This window comes from Exiguobacterium sp. PvP048 (assembly GCF_040549175.1).
Taxonomy (GTDB): Bacteria; Bacillota; Bacilli; order Exiguobacteriales; family Exiguobacteriaceae; genus Exiguobacterium_A; species Exiguobacterium_A artemiae.
The window spans coordinates 736,718-761,626 of record NZ_JBEPSU010000001.1; the positions used below are offsets into that span (position 1 = coordinate 736,718).

General features: G+C 49.4%; 22 protein-coding genes. 8 read left to right on the forward strand and 14 right to left on the reverse strand.

The genetic code is table 11. From position 1 onward, the window contains the following. Nucleotides 1-52 precede the first annotated feature (52 nt). Nucleotides 53-715: a beta-phosphoglucomutase gene (gene pgmB / locus ABIC15_RS03720; protein WP_354019745.1), complete on the reverse strand. Its 663-nt coding sequence runs from the start codon at nucleotides 713-715 to the stop codon at nucleotides 53-55. Nucleotides 716-991: 276 nt separating this feature from the next. On the opposite strand from pgmB, the gene secA2 reads away from it, so the two are divergent. After that, nucleotides 992-3,352 carry an accessory Sec system translocase SecA2 gene (secA2, locus tag ABIC15_RS03725; RefSeq protein WP_354019746.1) on the forward strand — a complete coding sequence of 787 codons (2,361 nt, stop codon included), beginning with the start codon at nucleotides 992-994 and terminating at the stop codon, nucleotides 3,350-3,352. Next, nucleotides 3,336-4,094, forward strand: coding sequence for an SLAP domain-containing protein (locus ABIC15_RS03730; RefSeq protein WP_354019747.1), 759 nt, complete (start codon nucleotides 3,336-3,338; stop codon nucleotides 4,092-4,094). Before secA2 ends, ABIC15_RS03730 begins: the two co-directional genes overlap by 17 nt. A 50-nt stretch (nucleotides 4,095-4,144) precedes the next feature. Here the strand turns inward: ABIC15_RS03730 and ABIC15_RS03735 are convergent, their stop codons facing one another. Together ABIC15_RS03735 and ABIC15_RS03740 are read right to left on the reverse strand one after the other, a co-directional pair. Then, nucleotides 4,145-4,477, reverse strand: coding sequence for an Asp23/Gls24 family envelope stress response protein (locus ABIC15_RS03735; RefSeq protein WP_236624326.1), 333 nt, complete (start codon nucleotides 4,475-4,477; stop codon nucleotides 4,145-4,147). Between the two features lie 51 nt (nucleotides 4,478-4,528). Then, entirely contained in the window at nucleotides 4,529-5,596 is a 1,068-nt protein-coding gene (locus tag ABIC15_RS03740) for an acyltransferase family protein (RefSeq protein WP_354019748.1), read from the reverse strand. A gap of 43 nt (nucleotides 5,597-5,639) precedes the next feature. Here ABIC15_RS03740 and ABIC15_RS03745 point away from each other — a divergent pair, with 43 nt between their 5' ends. Both ABIC15_RS03745 and ABIC15_RS03750 read left to right on the forward strand, forming a co-directional pair. Further along, on the forward strand, nucleotides 5,640-6,380 hold the full coding sequence (locus ABIC15_RS03745; protein WP_290827703.1) for an SGNH/GDSL hydrolase family protein: 741 nt from the start codon (nucleotides 5,640-5,642) through the stop codon (nucleotides 6,378-6,380). Between the two features lie 363 nt (nucleotides 6,381-6,743). Then, nucleotides 6,744-7,211 (forward strand): hypothetical protein, encoded by a 468-nt coding sequence (locus ABIC15_RS03750; protein WP_354019749.1) that lies wholly within the window; start codon nucleotides 6,744-6,746, stop codon nucleotides 7,209-7,211. Nucleotides 7,212-7,273: 62 nt separating this feature from the next. Here the strand turns inward: ABIC15_RS03750 and ABIC15_RS03755 are convergent, their stop codons facing one another. Beyond that, nucleotides 7,274-7,873 (reverse strand): alpha/beta hydrolase, encoded by a 600-nt coding sequence (locus tag ABIC15_RS03755; RefSeq protein WP_354019750.1) that lies wholly within the window; start codon nucleotides 7,871-7,873, stop codon nucleotides 7,274-7,276. Continuing rightward, nucleotides 7,870-8,808 carry a VOC family protein gene (locus ABIC15_RS03760; protein WP_354019751.1) on the reverse strand — a complete coding sequence of 313 codons (939 nt, stop codon included), beginning with the start codon at nucleotides 8,806-8,808 and terminating at the stop codon, nucleotides 7,870-7,872. Before ABIC15_RS03760 ends, ABIC15_RS03755 begins: the two co-directional genes overlap by 4 nt. Nucleotides 8,809-8,986: 178 nt before the next feature. Between ABIC15_RS03760 and ABIC15_RS03765 the strand changes: the two genes are divergently transcribed. The 3 genes from ABIC15_RS03765 (at nucleotide 8,987) to ABIC15_RS03775 (ending at nucleotide 11,570) form a co-directional block, all read left to right on the forward strand. Then, nucleotides 8,987-9,880: an ABC transporter ATP-binding protein gene (locus ABIC15_RS03765; protein ID WP_354019752.1), complete on the forward strand. Its 894-nt coding sequence runs from the start codon at nucleotides 8,987-8,989 to the stop codon at nucleotides 9,878-9,880. Then, nucleotides 9,870-11,072, forward strand: coding sequence for an ABC transporter permease (locus ABIC15_RS03770; protein WP_214849610.1), 1,203 nt, complete (start codon nucleotides 9,870-9,872; stop codon nucleotides 11,070-11,072). Before ABIC15_RS03765 ends, ABIC15_RS03770 begins: the two co-directional genes overlap by 11 nt. A 66-nt stretch (nucleotides 11,073-11,138) precedes the next feature. Further along, nucleotides 11,139-11,570, forward strand: coding sequence for a hypothetical protein (locus ABIC15_RS03775; protein WP_354019753.1), 432 nt, complete (start codon nucleotides 11,139-11,141; stop codon nucleotides 11,568-11,570). A 107-nt stretch (nucleotides 11,571-11,677) separates the two neighbouring features. Here ABIC15_RS03775 and ABIC15_RS03780 read toward each other — a convergent pair whose 3' ends face one another. From ABIC15_RS03780 to ABIC15_RS03815, 8 genes are all read right to left on the reverse strand, one after another. Further along, on the reverse strand, nucleotides 11,678-12,307 hold the full coding sequence (locus ABIC15_RS03780) for a helix-turn-helix domain-containing protein (protein WP_012371356.1): 630 nt from the start codon (nucleotides 12,305-12,307) through the stop codon (nucleotides 11,678-11,680). Between the two features lie 25 nt (nucleotides 12,308-12,332). Beyond that, the gene (locus tag ABIC15_RS03785) at nucleotides 12,333-14,267 is read right to left on the reverse strand and encodes an ABC transporter permease (protein WP_354019754.1); all 1,935 of its coding nucleotides are present in this window, start codon (nucleotides 14,265-14,267) and stop codon (nucleotides 12,333-12,335) included. Further along, on the reverse strand, nucleotides 14,233-14,997 hold the full coding sequence (locus ABIC15_RS03790; RefSeq protein ID WP_214765902.1) for an ABC transporter ATP-binding protein: 765 nt from the start codon (nucleotides 14,995-14,997) through the stop codon (nucleotides 14,233-14,235). Before ABIC15_RS03790 ends, ABIC15_RS03785 begins: the two co-directional genes overlap by 35 nt. Further along, entirely contained in the window at nucleotides 14,990-15,982 is a 993-nt protein-coding gene (locus ABIC15_RS03795; protein ID WP_354019755.1) for a sensor histidine kinase, read from the reverse strand. Before ABIC15_RS03795 ends, ABIC15_RS03790 begins: the two co-directional genes overlap by 8 nt. Then, nucleotides 15,979-16,665, reverse strand: a complete 687-nt coding sequence (locus tag ABIC15_RS03800) for a response regulator transcription factor (protein WP_012371360.1) — start codon at nucleotides 16,663-16,665, stop codon at nucleotides 15,979-15,981. Before ABIC15_RS03800 ends, ABIC15_RS03795 begins: the two co-directional genes overlap by 4 nt. 82 nt (nucleotides 16,666-16,747) lie before the next feature. Further along, nucleotides 16,748-18,664 (reverse strand): ABC transporter permease, encoded by a 1,917-nt coding sequence (locus tag ABIC15_RS03805; protein WP_354019756.1) that lies wholly within the window; start codon nucleotides 18,662-18,664, stop codon nucleotides 16,748-16,750. After that, nucleotides 18,651-19,412, reverse strand: a complete 762-nt coding sequence (locus ABIC15_RS03810) for an ABC transporter ATP-binding protein (RefSeq protein WP_354019757.1) — start codon at nucleotides 19,410-19,412, stop codon at nucleotides 18,651-18,653. Before ABIC15_RS03810 ends, ABIC15_RS03805 begins: the two co-directional genes overlap by 14 nt. 165 nt (nucleotides 19,413-19,577) lie before the next feature. Further along, entirely contained in the window at nucleotides 19,578-20,081 is a 504-nt protein-coding gene (locus ABIC15_RS03815; RefSeq protein ID WP_012371363.1) for a PTS sugar transporter subunit IIA, read from the reverse strand. Nucleotides 20,082-20,255: 174 nt separating this feature from the next. Between ABIC15_RS03815 and ABIC15_RS03820 the strand changes: the two genes are divergently transcribed. Beyond that, nucleotides 20,256-21,962 (forward strand): M3 family oligoendopeptidase, encoded by a 1,707-nt coding sequence (locus tag ABIC15_RS03820; RefSeq protein WP_290827726.1) that lies wholly within the window; start codon nucleotides 20,256-20,258, stop codon nucleotides 21,960-21,962. Nucleotides 21,963-22,067: 105 nt separating this feature from the next. Here ABIC15_RS03820 and ABIC15_RS03825 read toward each other — a convergent pair whose 3' ends face one another. Next, on the reverse strand, nucleotides 22,068-24,869 hold the full coding sequence (locus ABIC15_RS03825) for a putative bifunctional diguanylate cyclase/phosphodiesterase (protein ID WP_354019758.1): 2,802 nt from the start codon (nucleotides 24,867-24,869) through the stop codon (nucleotides 22,068-22,070). Between the last annotated feature and the right edge of the window lie 40 nt (nucleotides 24,870-24,909).

Genomic DNA, 24,909 nt, shown 5'->3' on the forward strand with positions numbered 1-24,909 from the left:
AAAGAGATTGATCAGATAAAACCATCTGCCATCAGGGAATGGCGGATGTTCATTAGCGACTAGCTAGAATCTGCTCAAGGGAAAGCAAATCCGTCGAATCGACACGATAGTCTGCCTCATGTAACGTCGTTTCCGGACCGACTCCGACAGCATACATACCCGCTGCGTGAATGGCCGTGATTCCTGCCGCTGCATCTTCTACACCGATGCAACGTTCAGGTGCGACGCCAAGCGCCTCTGCTGCCCGTAAAAACACTTCAGGGTGTGGTTTTGACTGGGCGACGGTTGCCGCATCGACGATGTCATCAAAATAGTGCCGGACTCCAAGTGCCTCAACGACAGTCAACGCATTTTTAGAAGCTGACGCCATTCCGATTTTCAGCCCAGTCGCACGGATTTCATCCAGGAATACAATGATTCCCGGTAAAAGATCCTGTTCTGAAATATGTTGGATCAACGTGACGTAATGGTCGTTCTTTTTCGTTGCGAGCGCTTCTTTTTCCTGAGCGGTAAAAGCATCCTGCTTCCCGCCAAGTATCAAAATCCGCTCCAGTGAATCAGTCCGACTGACGCCTTTCAGTGTTTCGTTGAACTCCCGGTCGAACGGAATGTCCAACTCCTCACCCAGTTGTTTCCAAGCCAGATAATGATACTCGGCTGTATCGGTAATTACGCCGTCCAAGTCAAAAATGACCGCTTCAATCGTTGGTGCCATCCGACATCCATCCTTTCATCCATCGTACATGAAAGACAAGAAATCGAATGATTTGCGCAAACGATTGCACTTGCCTCAAGAATTATTTTACCTGTTCCCCTTCCCCTTTGCAAGCGTTATCAAAAAACAAATCCAAATCGTTTCCCTTTCTAGAAAGAAACCGTTTTCAATTTCAAGGGAATGTTTTACTTATTTCGTTCTTTTCTATTCGTTTTACAATTTTTAACTGTTATAATAAAAGCGAGTTTGACAGTCGAACCGAAGGAGTGACCAATCATGTTTCAGCGCGTTAAACAATTAATAGATGAACAGAGTCGCAGAATGCGTCGTTATGAAAAAACCGTTTTATTAATTAACAGCTTAGAAGCAGAAATGGAACAAAAAACGGATGAAGAACTACAGCTTTTGACCACATCTTTGAAAAATCGTCTGCAGGCCGGTGAGAAAATCGAGGCAATCACCGTGACTGCCTTTGCCCTTGTCCGGGAAGCCAGCAAGCGGACACTCGGTCTTCGTCATTACGATGTCCAGTTGATCGGCGGACTCGCCCTTCTGTCCGGACATATCGCCGAAATGGCGACCGGTGAGGGAAAAACACTCGTCGCGTCACTCGCTAGTTTCACCCAGGCCCTGCACGGTCAAGGGGTCCATGTCATCACCGTCAACGAATACCTCGCTCAGCGTGATGCGGAACAGATTGGTCAGATTCACCGTTTCCTGGGTTTGACGGTCGGCATCAATTCAGCAGAACTGTCATTCGAAGAAAAACAGCAGGCTTATGCCGCTGATATTACATACGGAGTCGGAACGGAATTCGGCTTCGACTATCTGCGGGACCATTTGGTCATGCGGCAGGAAGATCGTCTGCAACGTCCCCTCCGCTTCGCGTTAATCGATGAAGTCGACAGTGTCTTGATCGACGAAGCCAAAACCCCTCTCATCATGGCGGAACGGGACACCGTTCACGAAGGTTTACAACAGTTGGTCCGTCATGTTGTCAAAGACTTTAAAGAAGACGCCGATTATACGTTCGATGAAGAAATCAAGGCGGTCGCCTTGACGGATCAAGGCATCGAGACGATTGAGCGGACTTTCGGCATCGATCAGCTGTTTGCAGCGGAACATGCCGTCTTGTTCCACTATGTCATCCAGGCACTGCGGGCTCATGTCGTTCTCCAAAGAGACGTCGATTACATCGTCAAGGACGATAAGATTGCACTCGTCGACCTGTTCACCGGTCGTTTGATGGAAGGACGCAGTTTATCGGACGGTCTCCACCAAGCGCTTGAAGCGAAGGAATACGTCAGCGTGACCGAAGAAAATCGGACGACAGCGCAAATCACGATCCAGCATTACTTCCGTCTCTATCAACACGTGTGCGGGATGACCGGGACCGCTGCCACTTCCCGTGATGAATTTTTGAAGACGTACCGGATGGATGTTGTATCGATTCCACCGAACCGTCCGAAAATCCGAATCGATGAAGCGGATGTCCTGTTCTTGACGAGTCCTGAGAAATACAGCGCGATTGCGACAGCGACCGAAACAGCTCATTCGACGGGGCAACCGGTCTTGATCGGAACGACTTCGATCGAACAATCCTTAAAGGTGGCAGACGTTCTCGATCAGCGGCACATTCCTTACGAGATTCTGAACGCCAAAACGGTTGACCAGGAAATCCGGATCATCGAGTCCGCCGGCCGCCACGGCCGGGTGACGATTGCGACGAACATGGCAGGACGCGGAACGGATATCCTGCTCGATGATGCGGCGAAAGCGCAAGGCGGTCTGTTCGTCATCGGCACGGAACGTCACGAATCAGTCCGGATCGATAACCAGTTGCGTGGCCGGGCGGGACGTCAAGGAGATCCCGGTCTGACACGGTTCTACCTGTCGCTCGAAGATGAACTGCCTCGACGGTTTGCCCGTGAACGGTTAGAGCGCGTCAAAAAGAAGCTCGGTTCCGTCACCGGTCCGATCAGTGCAAAAGAAGCTCAGCAACTGATGGCTTATGCGCAGGAAACCTGCGAATCGGTCAACCGCAGTGTCCGTGACGATCTCGTCCAACTCGAGGAAGTCATCAGTGAACAACGTCTTGCCATCTATCGTCTCCGCAATCAAATCGTTGATTCGGCGACACTGGACCAATTCGTCCAGCCGTTTGCCGCCCGGACCGTCCACGCCTATCTCGATCAGTATTTGACGGACGACCTCGTTCCGGAAGAATGGCCGATTGAATTATTGACGACGGAACTGGAACAATTGTTGCATCAGCCGGTCGAACTGCCTCTGGCTGACTCGATTGAAACAATCAAACAGCAACTGGAACCGCTCATTGCTGCGGTCGACCAGCAAATGGCCTTACAGATCACCGAAGATGAAGAAACGGCGCGACGGTTCATGTTACTGGCACTCGATGAGCAGTGGACGAGTCATTTGACAGCGATGAATTCCCTCAAGGAAGGGATTCATTTACGTAGCTACGGTCAAGAACAGCCGGTCCGGATTTTCGAACGGGAAGGTATGGATTATTTCCGTTATGCGATCTTCAGTTTTGAAAAACAAGTCGTTTCCGGACTATGCCGTCTGGAAGAAACCACTCTGCAAGGAGGACTGCTTCATGCAACCGTCGATTGAAGATGAAATTCAACCTGCGCTTTACTTTACCGAAGATATGCCGATCGTCAAAGAAGACGAGTATGTTTTTCGGTACGCACTCAATCAGTTACCGAAACTCGGACCGAATCAGTTGGCTATCCACCTCTTTCAAGTATTGCAGACGGAACCGTTGCAGCTGATTGCGTTGTTCCAAAATACACTTGAACGTTCTTTCCAGCTCAATGATCTGGTTGTCCTCGTCCTGTCAGGCGATCAGCTCGTCGCAAGGAAGACATTTACGATTGAAGAGGTACCGGTGTTGCTTCCGAAAGCGACCTTACCGCTTTGGCTCGACTTTTCGGAGGAAGAGCAGTTCGTCGAGTTGTCGACGCTTGATGCTCCGCTCGAACTGGTTTTCTCCAATGAACAGTTAACGGATCTCGTCATCGATGATTCCTTTACTGCTTCGGAGCAACGCCTGATTCGTCAAATTGCTTTCTCTCATCCTACTCCACCGACAGACGGCTGGTCCTTGTTGCCGGTCTCGATTTTCAAACAGGAACAGATCGTCGAGTCGATTTTACTGGTCCGCAATCCGAGTGGACAAACGCTTGAACTCGACCCGCTCGCGTTTGAGTTGTTGCTTGGTGATCAGGCGGTCGCCGCAACCCGGCATGCCTCTGTGACCGTGTCTCCGCAAAGTGAACAAGCGATCCGCCTGCAGTTTGACTACACGGCGCATCCGAGTGATGCATTGGCTTTACGGTACCTGCCGGAATAATCCCTTCAAAAAAAGGGGCTTCTCGTCAATGACGAAAAGCCCCTTTTGGATTATCCTTTTAATAAACCGATGACGCGAACGTTGACCGCTTTCGGTTGGAATGCCAACATGTTTTCCATGTCTTGGGCAATCCGTTCCTGTACTTTTCCTGCTGTTTTGATGATCGACATCCCGTATTTGATATGAACCGAAAGACTGACTGTAATGGCACCGTCCACGTCTTCGACCTTCACGAGCTTGACCATCTGTTTTTCCTGTAACTTCGAATCGTCCTGTGTAAAGGCAATTCCTTCCGTTTCCTGAACTGCTACCCCGGCAATCACTTCAATAACTTGTTGAGAAACGTTGACGACACCATCCGCATTGTTTAAGTTATACGACATACTTTCCACGCCCTTCATCTATTAATCGCTCTACTTTAAAGTGTATAGCATTTAGCCTTTTTTTGAAAGGTCTTGTCGTTCTTCGACGATCGGGCGAATATCGATTTCGATCAACGGACGCATCAGACGAACAATCAGCGGATGAATGATGACGCTGACAATCAACAAGGCGACACCGATGACAATCAGTAAGGCGAGCCAGGTTTGCGGCACGAAAGCTGTCGTTACGTACTGCCGCCATGCCATGACGAAGAAAACGTGCAACAGATAGACATATAAACTGAGCTCTCCGGCCCGTGTCACGAGCGGCAGACGACGCATCGGGACGAGCATCATAAAGCCTAGAGACGCCGTAATCGACAGGAAATAGATGACACTGTGCTTCAACACACCGACCCAGGCATCACTGTCATACTGTTCGACATACGGGAAACGATGCTTGAATGCATTTGCCAAGGCGACGATTTCCTGTGGTGTATCGCGCCATGCTTCATAGAGAAGGAAACCGACGACGCTTGCGAAAGCCAGCCCGCCGATCAATCGGACGTTCATCCGCCGTTTAAAGCTTTTCGGCATTTCGAAAATCCGGATGAATTCGTGTTCCGACAAGTAGTTCCCGAGCAGGAAGTACGGATAGAACATGATCAATTTTCGTAAAGCCAGAAATCCGGTGTTTTCTAATTCAAAACCGTATAATAAGGCAAAAGCGAGTCCGAACCAGACATAGCCGCGCAGATGGACGACATACGGCGTGACGATATACCAGACAACCATGACGAATAAATACCAGAGTGCCCAGTACGGCCGGAGCAGATGCGTTCCGAGATTTTGTCCGGATAACAACGGCAGTCCTTCTCCAAACGTTGCCCATGAGCCAATCAAAATCTGCCAGACACAATAGACGGCAAACAGTTGAATGACACGCAAGTATTTATTTTCCCGGAAGAAGTAGCCGCTTAAAATAATGAATAATGGCATGTGAAACGAATAAATGACCAGGTACACTGTTTCGAGTAACTTTCCATCGTAATCAAACCGTAAATCCGTCAGCATGTGACCAATTACTACGAAAATGACAAGGAATCCTTTGATATTATCAAACCACGGATTTCGATTCATGTTACACTACCCCTTATACTCCCTCGAAAGGAACGATTGTTTCATGAAAAAAGCACTAGTCATTCTCTCGATCGTCGCCAACGTCGTCCTCCTCGCGTTATTGCTCGGACGTAAACCGATCGAGTTATTCGAGCAGGCCTTTCCTGCGACGAACACACAGCCTATTTCGACATTCCAATATACGAAAAATCCGAACTACGTCCGCTTGAATAGTCTTTTCCATACTTATCAATACCCAAAATCACCGAATTCTGTCATGCTCGGTGACTCAATGACGAATTTTGGTGATTGGCGGATACTGCTCAATGATCCGACGATAGTCAATTTCGGAATTCCTGGTGATACGACGGAAGGTTTTCTGACCCGTCTTGACCTGATTGTCGAGATGAAACCGAAACGTGTTTTCTTGATGGGCGGCATCAACGATATCCGGCACTTCACCCCGATTCCGACGATTACGGAAAACATGACGACAATCGTGACGACACTGCGAAAAAATAACATTGACGTCGTCATTCAGTCCACGTTACCCGTAGCACCTAAGTACTCCGATTCAGTCCGCGTCAATCGTGACGTCGAAGCCCTGAACCGGAATCTCGAACAGCTTGCCAAATCAGCCGGTATTCCGTTTGTCGATTTACGACCGGAGTTGACCAATCAGCAGGGTTACCTTCAAAACCGGATGACGTACGATGGACTTCATTTGGTCGGCGGCGGTTACTTGCGATGGAGTGATGCCTTAAAACCGTTTGCGGAACGGATTCAGATTACGGAAAACAAATGAACGACAGTCGAAAAAAGGAGATTCCGATGTTTACGGAATCTCCTTTTTCGACGTTCATCTACACGGTGACAGGCACCGTGTCATCAGTCTTCCTGGTTTTTGACACCCATGTACGCGGCGACGCTCGATGCTGAAAATACAGCGATTGCGACGATGCCGACTGCAATCCATACGACTTGATCCATCATTTCTCCCCCTTGTATGTAACCGTTCACTTTCTTTTTTTAGCGTACACGAAATTCGTCAAGAAAGAAACACATTTTCTATGTCTAACGACTGGACGTTTCGGGAAAAAGTAACTATAGTAGAAGGACAACTATAAATTGTCAGAAAATTCGATATTTTAACGAGGAGGTGATTCTGATGTCAACCCCAATCCTAAAACCCCGACTCCAGATGAAGCAACGAAGTATAGTCAACTTTAGTTATTGGTTCGTCATCGGTCTCATTGGATGGACGATGCTCAGTTTCGTAACCGGACTTCGCGATCGACTGGCGAGCCTCCCCATCTACGAAAGCATTCCGCTTGTGTTGGCTGTCCTCTTGACTACCGGTGTCCTGTTAAAAATGGCCCGGGATGAATGGTGGATCCGGTACCTCAATCGTCAAACCCAGTTTTACATCGGTCATGAAACCGTCGTGACTTGGTGCCTCATCATCGACAGCATGTGGTTGATCCGTAAACCGATGCGCCGTGAACTCCGTCACCTCTACCGACACATCACCCGAACGAAAGCTTCACCAGAAGCCATCGAGACGCTTGCGAACGAACTGGTCGAACGTGGTATCCTCATCGTCTATTCCCGTCCTAAGAGTGACCATCCTGCTTAAACATAAAGAGCATGGAATGTCAGGACATCTGCTCCCTGCATCCCATGCTTTTTTGCGTGCCGTTATTTTTGAGTCAGCCAGGCGGCTGCTGCTTCAATCGTCGGCATGACGAGCTGATGACCATGGTTCGACCAGGTCACATCGACCGTAGCTCCCGCCTGTTCGAAAATCTCTTTTAAGTCTTCTGTCTCGGAAGCCGGGCAAATCGGATCATTGGTTCCGGCTCCGATAAAGACGCGAACTTGTGACAAATCCGGTAACGTCACGCCGCGACGCGGTACCATCGGATGCAACAAGATCGCCTGTTCAAACAACCGTTCTTCGAACATCATATTCGCCGCGATGTTCGCACCGTTCGAATAACCGACCGGAATGACGTCTTGAAGGGAAAAGCCGGACGTATGGCTTGTCTCTTTTACGAAGTCCATCAGACGGGCTGTCCGCAAAGCGAGGTCTGCCTCATCAAAGACACCTTCCGCCAATCGTTTAAAGAACCGCGGCATCCCGTTTTCTGTCACTTCGCCCCGGACCGACAGATAACCGGCCTCCGGATCGAGGAGTCGGACGAGCCCGACTAAATCCTGTTCAGTTCCGCCTGTTCCGTGTAATAAAAGAAAAATCGGTGCGCCCGGTCGTTTCGCCGGTTCAAATAAATGAATCATACAAGTCTCCCCTTTGGTAGTGTAATTGGTGCGACATGTCCTTCGATCGTCGCCCGGTGTGCTTCAAACTGTTCCGGTAATTTCAAATCTTCTCCAAGCAGCTCAAACGCTTCGTCGACCGTAAATCCCGGATTGTCCGTTGCGATTTCATGCAGAATCCGCCCCCGGTCGTGGAAGTAGATCGATGTAAAGTAATTACGGTCCTTCACTTCCGTCGTCATCAATCCGAATGCATTGATTTGTTTCATCCAGTCCAGTTGTTGGGTCTGGTCGTCGGCCCGCCACGCAATATGGTGGACTGTGCCGGCACCCGGACGGCCGACCGGTACGTTCGTATGCAAAATATCGATGGTATTGCCGAACTCGCCTTCCGCTGTATAGCGGTCCATCGTCTCGGAGCGTTTCGCAATCGTTAATCCGAATGCTTCCGTCAAAAGACGTGCCGTATCGGCCGGATCATGTGACAACAGCGTCGCACCGGCAAATCCTTTGATCGCGACATCCGTCGAGATCCCGTCGATTTCAAAGCGGCTGTTCGGACCTTTGCTTCGTTCAACCAACTCAATCTGTAATCCGTGCGGATCTTGGAAAACAAGCTGATTTTCTCCGAATCGTTCTGCTTCTTCGAACGTCACTAACTTTTCCGTTAAACGGTTTTTCCAAAAGTCATAGCTGCCTGTCGGAATCGCATATGCCGTCGTTCCGACTTGACCCGCTCCGACTTTCCCCTGCTGCATGCCTTCAAACGGGAAAAAAGTGATGATTGTTCCAGGTTTACCCGATTCATTGCCGAAATAAAAGTGATAGGTTCCCGGATCGTCAAAGTTGACCGTTTTCTTGACGAAACGCAGACCAAGCGTCGTACCGTAAAAATCAAGATTTTCCTGTGGATTACCGACCATTGCTGAAATGTGATGAATGCCTTTCGTTTTCATATTCGTTCGCACTCCCTTCTTTCATTTCCTTTAACACAATAATAGTAACTTATTTACTAAAAGTAAACCATTATGCTTAAACATCTCTTTTTTGGAACCTTTCTTCCATTTACCCGTAAGAATAAGAGATACTTCAACTGGACCATGCACTTTATCTGAATGAAGGAGGACTGATTCCATGCTTGAAATTAAAGCCATCACGAAACGATTCGGGTCGTTCACAGCGGTCGACGATTTATCATTCGAAGTGCCGGAAGGACAGATTTTCGGATTACTTGGAGCGAACGGAGCCGGAAAAACAACGACGTTCCGGATGTTGCTCGGTTTATTGCAACCGACAGAAGGGTCGATCACGTGGAAAGGACAACCGATTCCTTTATCAAAAATCGGTTACCTTCCTGAGGAACGTGGCTTGTATCCGAAAATCCGGGTCGATGAACAATTGATTTTTTTAGCTGAACTCCGCGACATGAAACGAAAAGATGCCAAAGCCTCTTTACTCGAATGGCTCAACTACTTCCAGATTCCGCAGTACGAAAAGATGCGGGTCGAACAATTATCAAAAGGAAATCAGCAAAAAATCCAGCTGATTTCTGCCGTCCTACATAAACCCGACTTATTGATCCTCGACGAACCGTTCAGCGGACTTGATCCCGTCAACGTCGAACAGTTGAAAAAAGCGGTCCGGAAACTGACGGCAGAAGGCACGACAATCGTCTTCTCAAGCCACCGGATGGATCATGTCGAGGAACTGTGTGAACATGTCGCCATTCTCGATCACGGGAAACCGGTTGTCGCCGGGTATCTTCCGGAGATCAAGGCAGGATACGGCAAGACACGTGTCTTATTGACGACCGATGCGCCTGCCCTGCTTTGGGATGCACTGCCGGGCATTCTTCAAGTCGAATCGGACGGAACCGGCCACAGCTTACAAGTCGAGTCAAAAGAGGCGGCCGACTTGCTGCTCCGTCATTTGATTACAGAAGGATTCCATGTCGATCGATTCGTATGGGATCAATTATCCCTGCAAGACATCTTCATCGAGGAGGTTGGAAAACGTTATGAACCGTAAATTCCTGACATTGTATCGTTTCAGTCTGTTTCAAAAATTACGGGCGAAAAGTTTTCTGATTTCGACCGTCCTGATGGTCGTGTTCCTTGTCGGATTCAGCAACATCGAGCGGATCATCGACTGGTTCTCGGGAGACGATCCTAAAATCGCGGTCGTCAGCTCGCTTGAAGCTCCGATCGTTCCGGTTCTAAAAGAAGTCGGCATCAAAACAAAGATCACCGAAAAAGATTATTCCCTGAAGCAGGCACGACAAGTCGTCGACAAAGGGACGTATGACGCAGTCGCTTTGTTGTCCGACGATCCGTACCGGGTGACGTTAATCAGTGCCAGTCCGGAACAGGAGTTGCAGACACAACTGTCGACTGCTTTAAAACAAGTCCGTGACCAGACGATCATTACGGACGCCGACGTCGATCCGGCATTGCTTGCTTCGCTTGCTGCTCCCATCGACGTGAAACAGGAATTGACCTCAACCGGCGGTAAGAGCGAGGACGAATTGTTCGCCGCGTCGGCTCTCGTCTATGTGTTGCTGTTCCTGATGTACTTTACGATTGCCATCTACGGCGGCATGATCGTGACGGAAATCGCCAATGAGAAATCATCACGTGTCATGGAGTTGTTGATTTCCGCCGCCAGTCCGATTCAACATATGCTGGCCAAGATCACATCGATAGCCACCGTCAGTCTGATTCAATTATCGTTACTCGTCGGAGTCGGTTATTACAGTGCCCAAAGCAGCAGCCTGTTTGATCAGCTGTCGCTTGATTCCCTGAGCGTCAAGACGATTGTTTACCTGTTCGTCTTTTTCCTGCTCGGTTATCTGCTGTATGCGACGCTCCTCGCCGCACTCGGTTCGCTCGTCAGCCGGGTCGAAGATGCCCAACAGGTCACCCTACCGGTCATCATGTTGATCGTCGCTGCTTTCACGGTGTCGATTTTCAGCCTGAACGCTCCGACGAACCAGGCCGTCGTCATTCTGTCATTCGTGCCGTTCTTTACCCCGATGCTGATGTTCCTACGCGTCATGCTGACGGAAGTCCCGGTCTGGCAAGTCGCGTTATCACTCATCCTGATGGTGATCAGCATCGCACTCGCCCTGTTCGTCGGAACACGGTTCTACCGCGGGGGGGTCCTCTTTTACGGATCAAATCCGTTGAAGCAATTGCGCCGTATTTTAGGCGGTCGCCAGTAGTAGTTTACAAGACGAACCGTTTCCGCTATCGTTAGGTGAGAAAAAGCCTTGAGGAGGAATTACGTTATGCGGTCTCGTTTTTGGGCAGCGATTTTATTCACAGCTGCCGCCATCGTCTCGTCCCTTGTCATGTTCACGAAATTTCCACAAGCAAGTGAGACATGGAAGCTGGTCCTCGCTTACGGCGGAGTGACATTCATCGTCAGTTTATTTTATTGGTCTTTCCTCGCTGTACGGGTCCAGTCCTCGCGATTATTCGGAAGCTGGATCGGCGTCTTTATCGGCGTAACGACGGTTTTACTCGTTTGTGTCGCTCGTTTCCTGATTCGGGGAGACTTCATGATGATTTTAAAATGGCAGGCCATGCTCGGCAGTCTGACTTTAAACTTCGGCTATGTCGGCTGGGTGCTTGTCATCGCAAATGCCATCATCGGTTTCTTGATTGGACGGACACGACAAAAGGGACGCCGGGCTCCACGTCCTGCGCCACAGCGTTAATCGTTAAAAAAACATCACCGGCTTTAGCGTCGGTGTACACAAAAGAGGAAAACGGACATTTGATCCGTCTTCCTCTTTTTGTTTGGTTGAACATCAATTCCGGTCGTTCATTTGCGGTGATAACGTGTTCGGTCAATCTTTCGGCTGAACTCCGTATAACAATCGGTTGTCGTCGTCTCGGTGTCTTCCGTCAGACGGTTGAGGTATTCATCGAGTTGAAGCATCGTCGGGAGTTTGTCGGCAAACAGTTCAAACGTCTCTGCCGCGTCTTCCCGTTGCAATTCCCCCGCCTCCATGACCGCCTCCACCAGCTCATGAAAAATCCGTTGTTCCGTTGCACTCATCGTCTGTTCAATCCGTTTGACGTCCTCGTCATACATCAAATCAAACAGGCGCATCCGTTCTTCCAGCTGCTGTTCAATCATCGTTTCGTCTTGTCCCATTGTCTGTTCATACGCCAATCGCATTTCTTCAAGCGGCGTTTTTTCCTGCATGACGAATTTTAAGGACTCCCCGGTCCAGATATGCCGTGCCAGATAACTGGAATCGATATGCAGGGCTTCCGCCAAGGATTCGATATAAGCTTTTGTCGGATACACTTCGCTGAGTTCCGTCCGGCGGATGAAATAGGGAGCGACCCCGAGATTGTCCGCTAACTGATCGATTGAGATTCCGGCGCGTTCCCGTAAGATTCGGATGCGGTCACCGTATCCCCGGTAAGGTGAATGGTCCAGCATATTACCCCTCCTCGCTATGCTATTATCATACCCTCGAATCCGGTATCGGATACATCGAACTTTCGCACGATTTTTTTAATAAATAACGCGGATAGCGGACCCATAACGGCAGGATACTGATGAAATAACAGCCGGTGACGATTCCGATCCAGGTGAAGGACAACGGAAGAAACGGACCGATCTCGAGTCCCCCTTCCGATATGATGACTTGAAAGAGTAACCAGGCATGAAAAATCGAAATAAAGTACGGAACCATCAACACCGTACCGTATTTGATGAACAGGAAACGGCGAATGCTCTCTTTACTGAAACCAAGCGCAAACAGGGTCTTCAGCCGTTTTTGTTCACGCTCCGCCGTCATTTGCATCCAGACGTGCAGGAAGCTTGCATTGATGACAAACAGCCAGATCGTCAACAGGATGGCGACAAACGAGACAAGACGAATGATCCGGATCCCGTCCAGTTTATCTTCCGTCTCATTGATCAATTGATAAGGAACCGATGCTTTTTTACCGAGCTCCGTTTTCGATTGGATGTCCCGGACAATCGACATCCAACTTGTCCAACGCTCTGTCCCGTAATCGGCGTACGAGGGTGTATCAAAGACACGGATCCGGGCGACCGGACGATTCATCGTCGCAAACGCCCGGTCACTGACGACGAACAATGTTTTAATCCGGTCGTTGTATCCGAATAACAGGCCGTGCTCCGCCATTGGTTCCAGCTGATAGCCGGCTTGCTTCATTTCCGTTTTTGCTTTTTTCATCGTCGGTGTCACTTCTTCGACTTGAACCGGACGGGCCGGAATCATAAAGGTCTGTTTGTCCGTCAACAATGTCCGTTGCTCGTAACCCAAATGCTTCATCAGCTGATTGTAGTCCGATAACGGAATCACGTACCGGCTCTTCCCGCCTTTGAGCCGGACATCCTGCCGGTATTTATCCGGAAACGTTTTTATCATCGTCCGTTCCAGTTTTTCCAGACGCTCGGACGGGACGGCGGCTTCTTCGTAATAGACCAGTCCGAACTGATTTTTCGATGAGAGATCAAATCCGATCAGCTGAAAAATAAAGACGAGACCGACGGCCGTCAACGCACAGGAGGTCAAAATCGTCCCCAAGGCAACCAGTGTACTGTTCGTCCGTAATTGAACCGCGATTTCCGAGACGATTAACTTGCGTAACGACAACCGGCGAGGCCGGTAGAGTTTGAGCGCGACCGGAATGACGTGGCGGCAGAAAAAGAACGAACCGACGAAGATGATGAAGGGAAAGACAAATAGAAAGTTATCCTGCCGCGTCAATGCCATGAAATAGCCGTAAAACAGAATCAGTACGGCCATACCCTGCATCGTAAGACCAAAGCGGATCCGAAAGCGCGAACGGGACCGGACAGGCCGGTCCGGACGGAATCTATAAATCGCGAGGACCGTCGCAATCAACAGCGTCAACATCGCTCCTGCAATCAATACTAAAAAAGAAAGAACGGAAAGCTCAATCGTCAGGCGCGGTAAGAACATGACTTTTTCAATCGAAAGTAACATCAGCTTCGTCAAGACAACGCCGAGCGTGATGCCGCCCATAATCGCGAGCCCGCCGACAATCAGGATTTCAATCATAAAATATTTCAGAAAATGTGAAAATCCGCTTCCAAGCGTCCGCATGATCCATAAGTCGTTTTTCCGATGCTCGAGCATCGTATAGGTCGTCGAATAGATGAATAAAATACTGAAAAACAGAATGATGACTTCGGCAATGAACACAAAGATCATCGTCAGTTCGATGACCTGATTCAATTGGCTCAGGACTTTGGCGATGTTCTGAAACGATTCACTGACGACGAGATTCCAGTAACTGGTCGCAATCGTCATCGCGACGATGATCGTTAACGCATAGCCATAATAAAGACGTTGATAACGTCTGATGTTACGTAGGGCGTATTGCAGATAAGTGATGTTCATCCCCTCCTAATAACGAGAGCGATTCGATGACACGCTGGAAAAAGACCCGGCGCGGTTCATCGCGGAAAAGTTCCGTCTGAATGCTGCCGTCCTTCAGAAACAGGACATGATTGCAATACGAGGCGACCGTCGGATCATGGGTGACGATGACCATCGTCATACCGGCTGCATTCAGTTCTGCCAGCAACTCCATGACGTGTTTCGTCGCCTGAAAATCAAGTGCCCCCGTCGGTTCGTCGGCGAGCATCAGACGCGGTGCGTGAATTAAAGCCCGTCCGATGGCCGTCCGTTGCCGTTGCCCGCCCGAGACCTCGTCGACCTGTTTATCAAGCAACTCATCAATCTGTAACCGTTTTGCGAGATGCTGCATCTCTTCCCGGGCTTCCTTCGTTTTTTTACCGCTGAGCATCAAAGGAACAAGCATATTCTCAGCCACCGTCAACGAATCAAGCAGGTTGAATTCCTGAAAGATGATTCCGAGCGTCTCGCGCCGGAAGCGGGTTGTTTCTTTCCGTTTGAACGTCGCCGTATCGATGCCTTGAATCAAAATCGAGCCCCAACTCGGCTGATCCAGTGTCGCAAGCAGATTGATCAAGGTCGACTTGCCGCTGCCGGACGGTCCCATGACGGCGACCATCTCCCCTTCTTCCACACGAAAATTGATGTCGGTCAACGGCTGTTCCGTCACTTTTCCGGGATAGACTTTTCCTAACTGTTTGACTTCAATCATCTTGTTTCCCTCCTACGAGCGTCAGACGACAGGTCGTCCCGACCCCTTCCGTGCTGTCGAGTTCAATGGTATGACCAAGCTTCAGGCAAATCTGACTGACGAAGTACAATCCCATTCCGGTTGATTCGCCGTAACGCCGGCCGTTTTCCCCGGTGAAGAAGGCGTTGAAGACACGCGGCAGATCGCGTTTCGGTATGCCGACGCCGTCATCTTCAATCGTCAGCACGATTTTCCCCGCTTGTTCGACGGCACGGATATAGACTTCATGTCCGTGACCGGCCGTGTATTTGACGGCATTCGTCAGCAATTGCAGGACCACGAAACGGAACCACTTGGAATCGGTATAGATGTACAGTTCCGGCGCAAGCTCAAGCTTCGGATACACTTTATTTTTGACGAACAGCCGTTTTTCCTGGTTGATGATGCTCGTCACTAATGTCCGCAGATTCAAACGTTCCGCCTTTAAGTCCGTCTCGATTGCTTCGAGACGCGACGAATACAACATCTGATCCAGTCCGATCCGCAGCCGGTCGACTTCATGACGTAAGTCCGCCTGAAACTGTTCGCCCGGATGTTCCAGAATCAACTCGATGACCGACAGCGGCGTCTTCATTTGATGAATCCATTGGTCGACATACCGGTGCCGTTCCTTTTCCTTCCGTCGTTCAGCAAACAAACTGTTCCGAAAGACAGTCTGTTGGCGTTCCAAGAAGTGCTCGACGGCTGCTGCCAGCGGTTCGTCACTGTCGGCCCGGATCGGTTCCGCAACCGACTCAATCGGTGTCTGCAATCGTTTGAGCAACGGTAACATACTGAAGAAACGGTAACTTAAATAAATCAGCAAGGCGATTGCATTTAAGAGCGCGATGTAAAAAAAAGCCGCCGGACGATACAGATCGTATAACCACAGGATAAGAAACAAGGCTACCATCTGCCCACTGAAGAACAGAACCCCCGGAATCGCATGTTTGAAGAAAAGTCTCATTTGTCGAGGACCAATTTGTAGCCGACTCCCCGAACCGTCTCAAGACCCCCGATGCCGATTTCCGCCAACCGTTTCCGGACACGGGTGATGTTGACGTTCAGGGTATTTTCATCGACGAACGCTTCATCATCCCAAATCCGTTCCAGCAAGTCACCCCGACTGACGATCCGCGGACTCACCGTCAACAACATCTCTAAAATCAGTCCTTCTTTTTTCGACAGCTCGATCGATCGGTCCTCGTGCTCGACGATATACCGGTCCAAATATAACGTCAGTCCGTCACGACTGACCGTCCGCTCGTCACTTTCCTGCGACAATGTCCCGTAAGCGCGTCGAATCTGACTTTTGATTTTCGCGATGACGACGGCTCCCTGGAACGGCTTGACGATGTAATCATCCGCGCCGTATTCGAGTGCCATGACTTGATCCATCTCCCCGACCCGGGCCGAGATGAACAGAATCGGTGCCCGCGTCTTCATTCGGAGCTGGCGGCACCAGTAAAATCCGTCAAACTTCGGTAAATTGACATCAAGCAGGATGACGTCCGGTTGCGTTTCTTCGAATCGAGCAACGACGTCTCCTAATCCATCTTCATGAATGACGTTAAAATCATACCGTTCCAACAATTCTTTTAATAACAGTGCAATTTGTTGATCGTCTTCTACCAATAAAATCGTTTCCATCTGCAGATTCAACTCCTTCTTCTTCCATGATACCGAACAAAAAATGGACTGGAAACGATTAATCGTCTCCTGTCCATTTACATTAGATGACAATCCGTCGATATGCGCGTACCGTGACGAAATAGTACACGAGATAAACGACGGTATAACAACCGATTGCAAGCGACATCGGTAACCGCAAATCATAATTTAATAACTTTTCCAGGACCTGCATCGCAAACAGGCTGTGGACAAGACCGAGCAGATACGGCAGGACGAACATGAATCCGACTGATTGCCGGATGATACCGGTCTGTTCTTGCTGATCGACGCCGATTTTTTGGATGATCGTAAACCGTTGTTTCGATTCTTCCGCCTCTGCGAGCATCTTAAAGTAGATGATGGATCCCGTCGCCAGTAAAAAGACGAGTCCGAGGAATCCGGCGGCAAAGGCAAGCAGACCTGTCGTCGCTGTCGTCATGGCATAGACCGGATAATAAGCGGCCATCTCCGTCTTCGCTTTTTTGCCGTACAATTGCTCCAGTCGGTCGATCAGTCCGTCATCTGAACGTTCGTCCGAGAACTGATAGTTTGTCAACATCGCTGCTTTTTCCGGCATCATGGTAAAGACATCATCCGAAACGGCAAAGGCCAGCCGTTTTTTCGCATAGAGTTGAGTGATTGGTAAATTCGTCGCACCGGTAATCCGAAAGGACGAGTGATCGTCTTTAAACGTCACGCCCACCGGTGACTTGACCGATTCCTTCAGCAAATCGTTCCCTTTGAACGTCTCAAGCACGATTGCTTCACCGGCTCCCGGTTCCGGCAACTGCTTCTTCCCGTTGCTTTTGGCCAACTTCTGATAGTCGGAATAACTGATGTAGCTGAACTGTCCCGGCTCGCCGTCAAATCCGAATGTCTGATAGGACATCGTAAACGACAACGGATTTGGTAACTCCTTCAATGGATGATTCACCGTTTTGACGTTGACCATCGTCCGCGATTCAATCGTTTGGTCGGATGACCGAATTAATTTTTCGGCTGCCTGTTGCTGGCTTGCAATCGATAAACTGTACGGCATCTGTTCCTCGACTGTCCGGTCAATATAATAATAGATTGACGTCGCGGTTCCGACCGTCGTCAAGGTGACGGCCGTGATGACGGTAATCGTCGACAACATGACGGCATTCGATTTAATCCGCGATAGCAACTGTCCGTGTAAGATCAGGTTCGTACCGCGATAATGGCGACCACGGTTGCTGAGGAGACGGAGTAAAAAAATCGTGAAATAGCTCATCGTACCGAACGTTCCGACGATGATGCAGAGCATCAAGACCGGCGCAACAATCGTAAAGTGTGCGAGCAACGGTTCCCCGGTCAAATAATACCCGACACCAATCAACAGGACGGAAACAAGAGCCAGGACCGGATGGACTTTCGGAATGGTTTCGACCTGCTGTTTCGCCTTAAACAACTCGATCAGGGTAAATCGATAAATCGTCCGGGCTGACCGGAGCGCAATCACAAGGAAAATCGTCAAAAAGACGACAACCGTCTGACCGATTGCTCCGGCATTGATGGAGAAATCGGATTCAATCGTCATTCCCATGACGTAGGCCAACAGTTGGACAAAGTATTTTGAGGCAATCGTTCCGAGTGAAACACCGATCAATAGACCGATCAGTCCGTACCCCATCGTCTCAAGAAACAGCAACTTGGCAATTTGCCGGCGTTCGAGACCGAGCAGTGCATACAGCCCGATTTCCTGTTTTCGGCGCCGCAGGAAAAAATCACTCGAATACCAGATGAAGACAGCGGAAAAAAGAGCCAGGATGACGCTTGAACCGGTAAAGACCGTCCCGAGTTTCCCGTATAGTTCATTGGCTTGTAACATCGCCTCATTGGAACGGATGGCTAAAAACGTGTAATAAATCAAAATCGCGAACGTAACTGCGCCGAGATACATCATGTTCTGCCGGATGTTTTTTAAATTCCGGAAAGCTAACTTAAACAAGTTCACGGACCGCACCTCCGAGTTCACGTTGGACTTCCATGATCTGTTCGAAAAACTCCTTGCGTGTCCCGAACTGGTGAATTTCCCGGAACAATTCTCCGTCTTTGACGAACAGCACCCGTTCCGCGTACGATGCGGTCACCGGATCGTGGGTTACCATTAAAATCGTTGCACCCTGTTCATTCAAGCCGACCATGGCTTCAAGCAGACCGGTCGCTGATTTCGAGTCGAGTGCTCCGGTCGGCTCATCCGCCAAAATTAATGACGGCTGATGAACGATGGCGCGTGCAGCAGCTGTCCGTTGCTTTTGACCTCCCGACAGTTCAGACGGCCGTTTTGCGAGCAGATCCTCAATTCCAAGCTCCCGGGCGACGGATGTGACTCGGACGAGAATATCGGCTTTCGGCATTTGTTGTAACGCCAGCGGTAAGGCAATGTTTTCTTCGACCGTCATCGTGTCGAGCAGGTTAAAGTCCTGAAAAATAAATCCGAGCTGTTCTCGCCGAAACCGGGCCAACTGTTTTTCTTTCATCCCCGTCACGTCTTCTCCATTGATATGAATTGTCCCGTCCGTCGGTTGGTCAATGGTCGACAACAGATTTAATAAGGTCGACTTCCCTGCGCCTGACGGTCCCATGATGCTGACGAACTCTGCGTCGTGAATCGTCAGTGTCGTCGGTCGGAGTGCCTCGTGCCGTGCAATTTTCGTATGATAGACTTTCGTGATCTGTTCTGCATGTAAGATGGATTTCATGATGTGTTTCCTCCCGTATTCTTGATCTTGCTGTCAGTATACCGGGCAATCCGTCTTTCAAAGAATCGGTCAGACTTTCATTCATCTTACAAAATAGTAAGTTCGGGTAGGAGACAACAAAAAAAGTCCCTTCGTCTAAGACGAGGGGACGTATTCGTTACATGATTATTTATGTGTCGCTTTGAAGAGTTCTGTTTCGCCTGCGACGACAGATGTTCCTTCAGCCGGTACTGCAGAAAGTGTAAATTGATCGTGGTTTGTCACGATGATTGGTGTGATTGTAGATGGTGCGTTTGCACGGATAAATTCGAGATCGAACTCAACGAGGACGTCACCGGCTTTAACTTTATCGCCAGACTGAACGTGTGCCGTGAAGCCTTCACCTTTAAGGTTAACTGTGTCTAATCCAACGTGGATCAACAACTCAAGACCATCTTCGCCTTTAAGACCAATTGCGTGTTTTGTAGGGAAGATTGTTTCGACCGTTGCGTTGATTGGTGAAACGACTTTCCCTTCCGTCGGCTCGATTGCGATACCGTCACCCATCATTTTTTGCGAGAAAACTTGATCAGGTACGTTCTCGATGCTGACGATTTTACCTGTAAGGGCAGAAGCGATTTTTGTGTTTCCTGCGTCATTACCACCAAACAATTTTTTAAAGAATCCCATGATACTATCCCTCTACTTTCTCGATCGTTTTCTTCTTAAAGAAGATTCGATTTTTTTATAGGAGCCAGTTAAATGCAAACTCGCTCACGTTCTCACAAAAAGCATACGTTTGTAACTCTGGTTTTGCAAGTATTTTTGTGTGATAATAGTTAGAAATCACAAGGAGGCGCTTACATGTTAACATTTTCAGAACTTACATATGTCCGTCCTGACCTGAACGTCCTTGAAACTTCTATGCATGCTGCTATCGATCGCTTGCGTGAAGCAACAGATGTCGATACAGCAAACAATGCCATCTCTGAGATTAATACCCTTAGAAATCAATTTGAAACAGCCAGTCAGTTGGTGGAGATCCGTCATACGATCGATACGCGTGACGGTTTCTACGAAACAGAACAGGGTTTCTTTGACGAAGCCGGTCCGGTTTACCAAGGATACGTCTCGAGTTATTATCAGGCACTGACGACTCATCCTCTCCGTTCTTCGCTCGAATCGACGTGGGGCAAACAGCTTTTCTTACTTGCGGAAGCCAGTCTGAAAACATTCTCTGACGCCATCATTCCGAAACTCCAGGAAGAAAATCGCCTGGCCAGTGAATATACGAAACTGATGTCGGCGGCGCAAATCGAATTCGACGGCAAGACACTAAACTTGTCCCAGTTCGGTCCCTATCTCCAGTCAGCTGACCGAACTGTCCGAAAAGCTGCTTCCGAAGCACGCTACGGCTATTTAAAAGAACACGGTGACGCCATCGATACGATTTACGACAAACTTGTCCATGTCCGGACCGATATCGCGAAGACACTTGGTTTCCCGTCGTTCGTCGAACTCGGCTATGCCCGGATGTTGCGTGTCGATTACGATCAATCGATGGTCGAAAACTACCGTCAACAAATTCTTGAGACGATCGTCCCGATTGCGACATCCCTCAAAGAACGCCAGCAGCGCCGGATCGGCGTTGATTCCCTCTACTATTACGATGAAGGATTTGCTTTTAAAACCGGCAACGCGACACCGCAGGGCGAAGAAGCATTCATCATCGAAGGCGGGAAAAAGATGTACCGTGATATGTCACCGGAGACAAATGAGTTCTTTGAATACATGCTTGAACGCGGCGCGCTCGACTTGACGGCGAAACCGGGTAAAGCAGGCGGCGGCTATTGCACGTACATCGCGGACGAAAAACTCCCATTCATCTTCTCGAACTTCAACGGAACGGCCGGTGACATCGATGTCCTGACACACGAAGTCGGACACGCGTTCCAGGTCTACGAAAGCCGTCACTTCACCGTGCCGGAATACGGGTTCCCGACGTATGAAGCCTGTGAAATCCACTCGATGTCGATGGAATACTTTGCTTATCCGTGGATGGAAGAATTCTTCGGCGCTCAGACGGCCAAGTACAAGTTCAGTCACCTTGCCGGTGGCGTGACGTTCCTGCCTTACGGAGTCGCCATCGATGAGTTCCAACACGTCATCTACAATCAACCGGAACTGACACCGGCTGAACGCCGGACGGCATGGCGTGACATTGAGAAGAAATATCTGCCGCACCGCAACTATGAAGAAAATGATTACCTGGATTCAGGCGCTTGGTGGCATCAACAAGGCCACGTTTTCGGTAGCCCGTTCTACTATATCGATTACACGCTGGCGCAAGTCTGTGCCTTCCAGTTCTATGCCTGGATGGAGCAAGACCGGGAAGCCGCCTGGAAATCGTATCTTGAGCTCTGTAAAGCGGGTGGATCGGAAAGCTTCCTGACACTCGTGGAACGTGCCGGACTGAAATCTCCGTTCGCTCCGGGAACCGTCGGGGCAGCCGTCGAACCGATCAAAGCCTATTTATCGGAAACGGATGATCTCGCACTCGATCGTGTTTGATTAATTCGCCGGCAAGACGTTCTGATTCCATTAAAAAAGTGACCGCTCCCGACACCAGTCGGGAAGCGGTCACTTTTCGTATGCAGATGATATCGGATGAATGGATCATCCGGATTGTTTAATATCTTCTTGATAACGGTCATACCAGATTTCGAATTCATCAGCCGGAATCGGACGAGAGTAATAGAACCCTTGACCATACTCACAATCGAGCTTTCGTAAGTTCTCTCCCTGTTCGGCCTGTTCAATCCCTTCCGCCACGACATCATACTTTAACGTATGGGCGAGTCGGATGATTGTCTCGATTAACGGAGCATTTGAACAGGCATCCGTTCCACTGATGAACGAACGGTCAATCTTCAGTCGTTGAATCGGCAAACGGCTCAAATACGACAGCGAGGAATAGCCGGTTCCGAAGTCGTCAATCGCCAGCCGGTAACCGAGTCGATGCAGTGTCTGCAAGGCATCAAAGACGCGCGTATCGGAAAAAACACCAAATGATTCGGTAATTTCCAGCTCCATCCGTTGTTCAATCCCGGGGTAACGTTCCCGGACATCCGTCAACAACTCGACGATCCGGCCGGAGACCAGTTCTTTGACGGATAGATTGGCGGACACACGAAGTGACTCAAGCGGTGTCCCTTCCCATCGTCTGACCTGATTGACGGATTCCTGGACCACCCACATTCCGATTTCTTCAATCAGCATCGACCGTTCGGCAATCGGGATGAAGACAGCCGGACTGATCATCCCACGCTCGGGATGGAACCAGCGCAACAAGGCTTCGCATCCGTCGACCGTTTTGGTTTTCAGATTGACTTGCGGCTGATAAAACAGTTGCAGTTCGTTCCGGGCAATCGCTTCCCGCAACTCGGCTTCGAGAACGACGGATTCCCGGTATTCTTCACTCATCCAGGACTCAAACCAGATCGGTCCACCGGTCTGTTCCCGTTTCGCATGCTGCATCGCGATGTCGACGGAAGACAGCAACGACGTCACCGCGACCGCATCATCCGGATAACGGACCATGCTCATGCTGATACTGACATCGATTTTTTCACCGTCAATCCGGTAAGGACGTTCCAAAATCGTTTTCAGATCGCGGTAATCAACGATCTCCTGTTGGAAAATCAGGACGGCAAACTCATCGCCGCCAATCCGGGCTGCTGAACCTGTCCCGATGAAATGGTGACGCAAGCGGTTTGCCAGTTCTTTTAGGATTTGATCACCGGCACTGTGTCCGTAGATATCGTTGATCCGTCTGAACTGCCGGACGCCGATCGTCACCAGTTCTCCCGGTTGCGGCGCAGCGATGGCTTCCTCCATCTTTTGCTCAAACCCGTTCCGGTTCAACAAAGAGGTCAGCACATCAAACAGGGCCAGTTGCGTGATCTTTTCTTCGCGCTTAAATTGATCGGTCTCATCATGACAGGTCAGATAAAGTGCCGTTCCGTTGCCGTTTTTCGAAGGAACATGAATGATGTTGACGAACATGTTCCGAATGTCCTGCTTGAAAATCATCTGGCAACGGATGGTCTGGCTGTACCCGTCGATTGCCTGGTTGAGGGCCCGGCGGACACGGTTTAAATCTGCCGGATGAATCAGTTCCTCGATTGTCATCAATTCAGACGACTGGGCCAACTGTTTGAAACGGTCATTTCCGCTGAGCAGTTGAAAATCAGAGGAGAGTGCAACAATCGGATTCGTATTTTGAGAAAATAAGGATTCGATTTCTGCTTTCTTCTGTTTGATTTCCATCGTTTTTTTATCGTTATAATCGAGTAATCCGGAAATGATCGTCGTCATCGTCCGGAACGCTTCAACGACCGGATGGAAGTCGTTCAACTCCGGCACCTGATGATGCGACTGTTTCGGACCTTCCGCAAAAAAGTCGGCTTCCGCCTGCAAAATATGTAAGTCCTTTCGGAATGCCCGCAACAGGGATAAGGTCAGCCAAAGCAGAAGCAGAATCACACAGCACGTCGCAATGAACATCAGCCAGGCATTTCGGATCAACGTATTTCCATGATCCGTCATTTCGGTCTGGACATCGGCAATCCCTTGATCAAACGACCGGTACATACTCGTTTGATAGCGTTTTGCCACTTCGTCCATCGTTCCGTATTGTTTCAGTTCCGGTTGATTGATGGTCGCATCGATCATTCGTAAATAGGCGTACATCTGGTTGCTCATCACCGAGATATCCCGGCGGAGCTCTTCATCTTCCGGCCGCATCGTCGCGTAGAAGGACCGGATCAAAGCGTTGTTCCGTGAGTTCAGCTCCTGACGCGTCTGACGAAGACGCAACAGATCAATCGAATTCAATTGCTCCTCCCGGTTAATGCTCACTAAAAATTGTCCCGCCCGGCCAAGCTCTTCCTGCATCAAAAAGAGATTCGAGAAAAACGTGTAGTAGGTCCCGGTCTCGCCGCTCAAATACAGTTGGTTGAACAGGACTTCACTTTTATAGGCAGTCGCTGCCTGAAAAAATTGATGCTCCGACTGATATCCGCCGGTCTGCAGACGGTTGATTTCAGTCAGGAGTTCTTTTTGGGCCGGTCCCTCCATCTTGAGATCTTTGATCTGCCGGTCAAGTGCCGTCAGTTCGGCTTTTGTTTGCTGCCACGTTTCGGTCCGTGCCGGAACGGTATCGTCCGCTGTTTCACTTAAGGTGAGGTAATACTCATTCGTCACACTTCGTTCGACCTGATTGAGTCGTTCAAAAATATCCATCATCTCGCTTGAGCGTTTGAACTGATATCCGTCTTCCAGATTCTTAACCAGTTGTTGCATCGCGATTAATAACGCTAACAGACCAATAACTGAAATCATCCATGAGAACGTTTTGTAGTAGGAGCGTTTTCGGAATGCTTCTACGATGGAGACTGGTGATAAACGTCGCAACACATCGTCCTCCCTAACTTGTCATTATGGTTCTATATCGTCT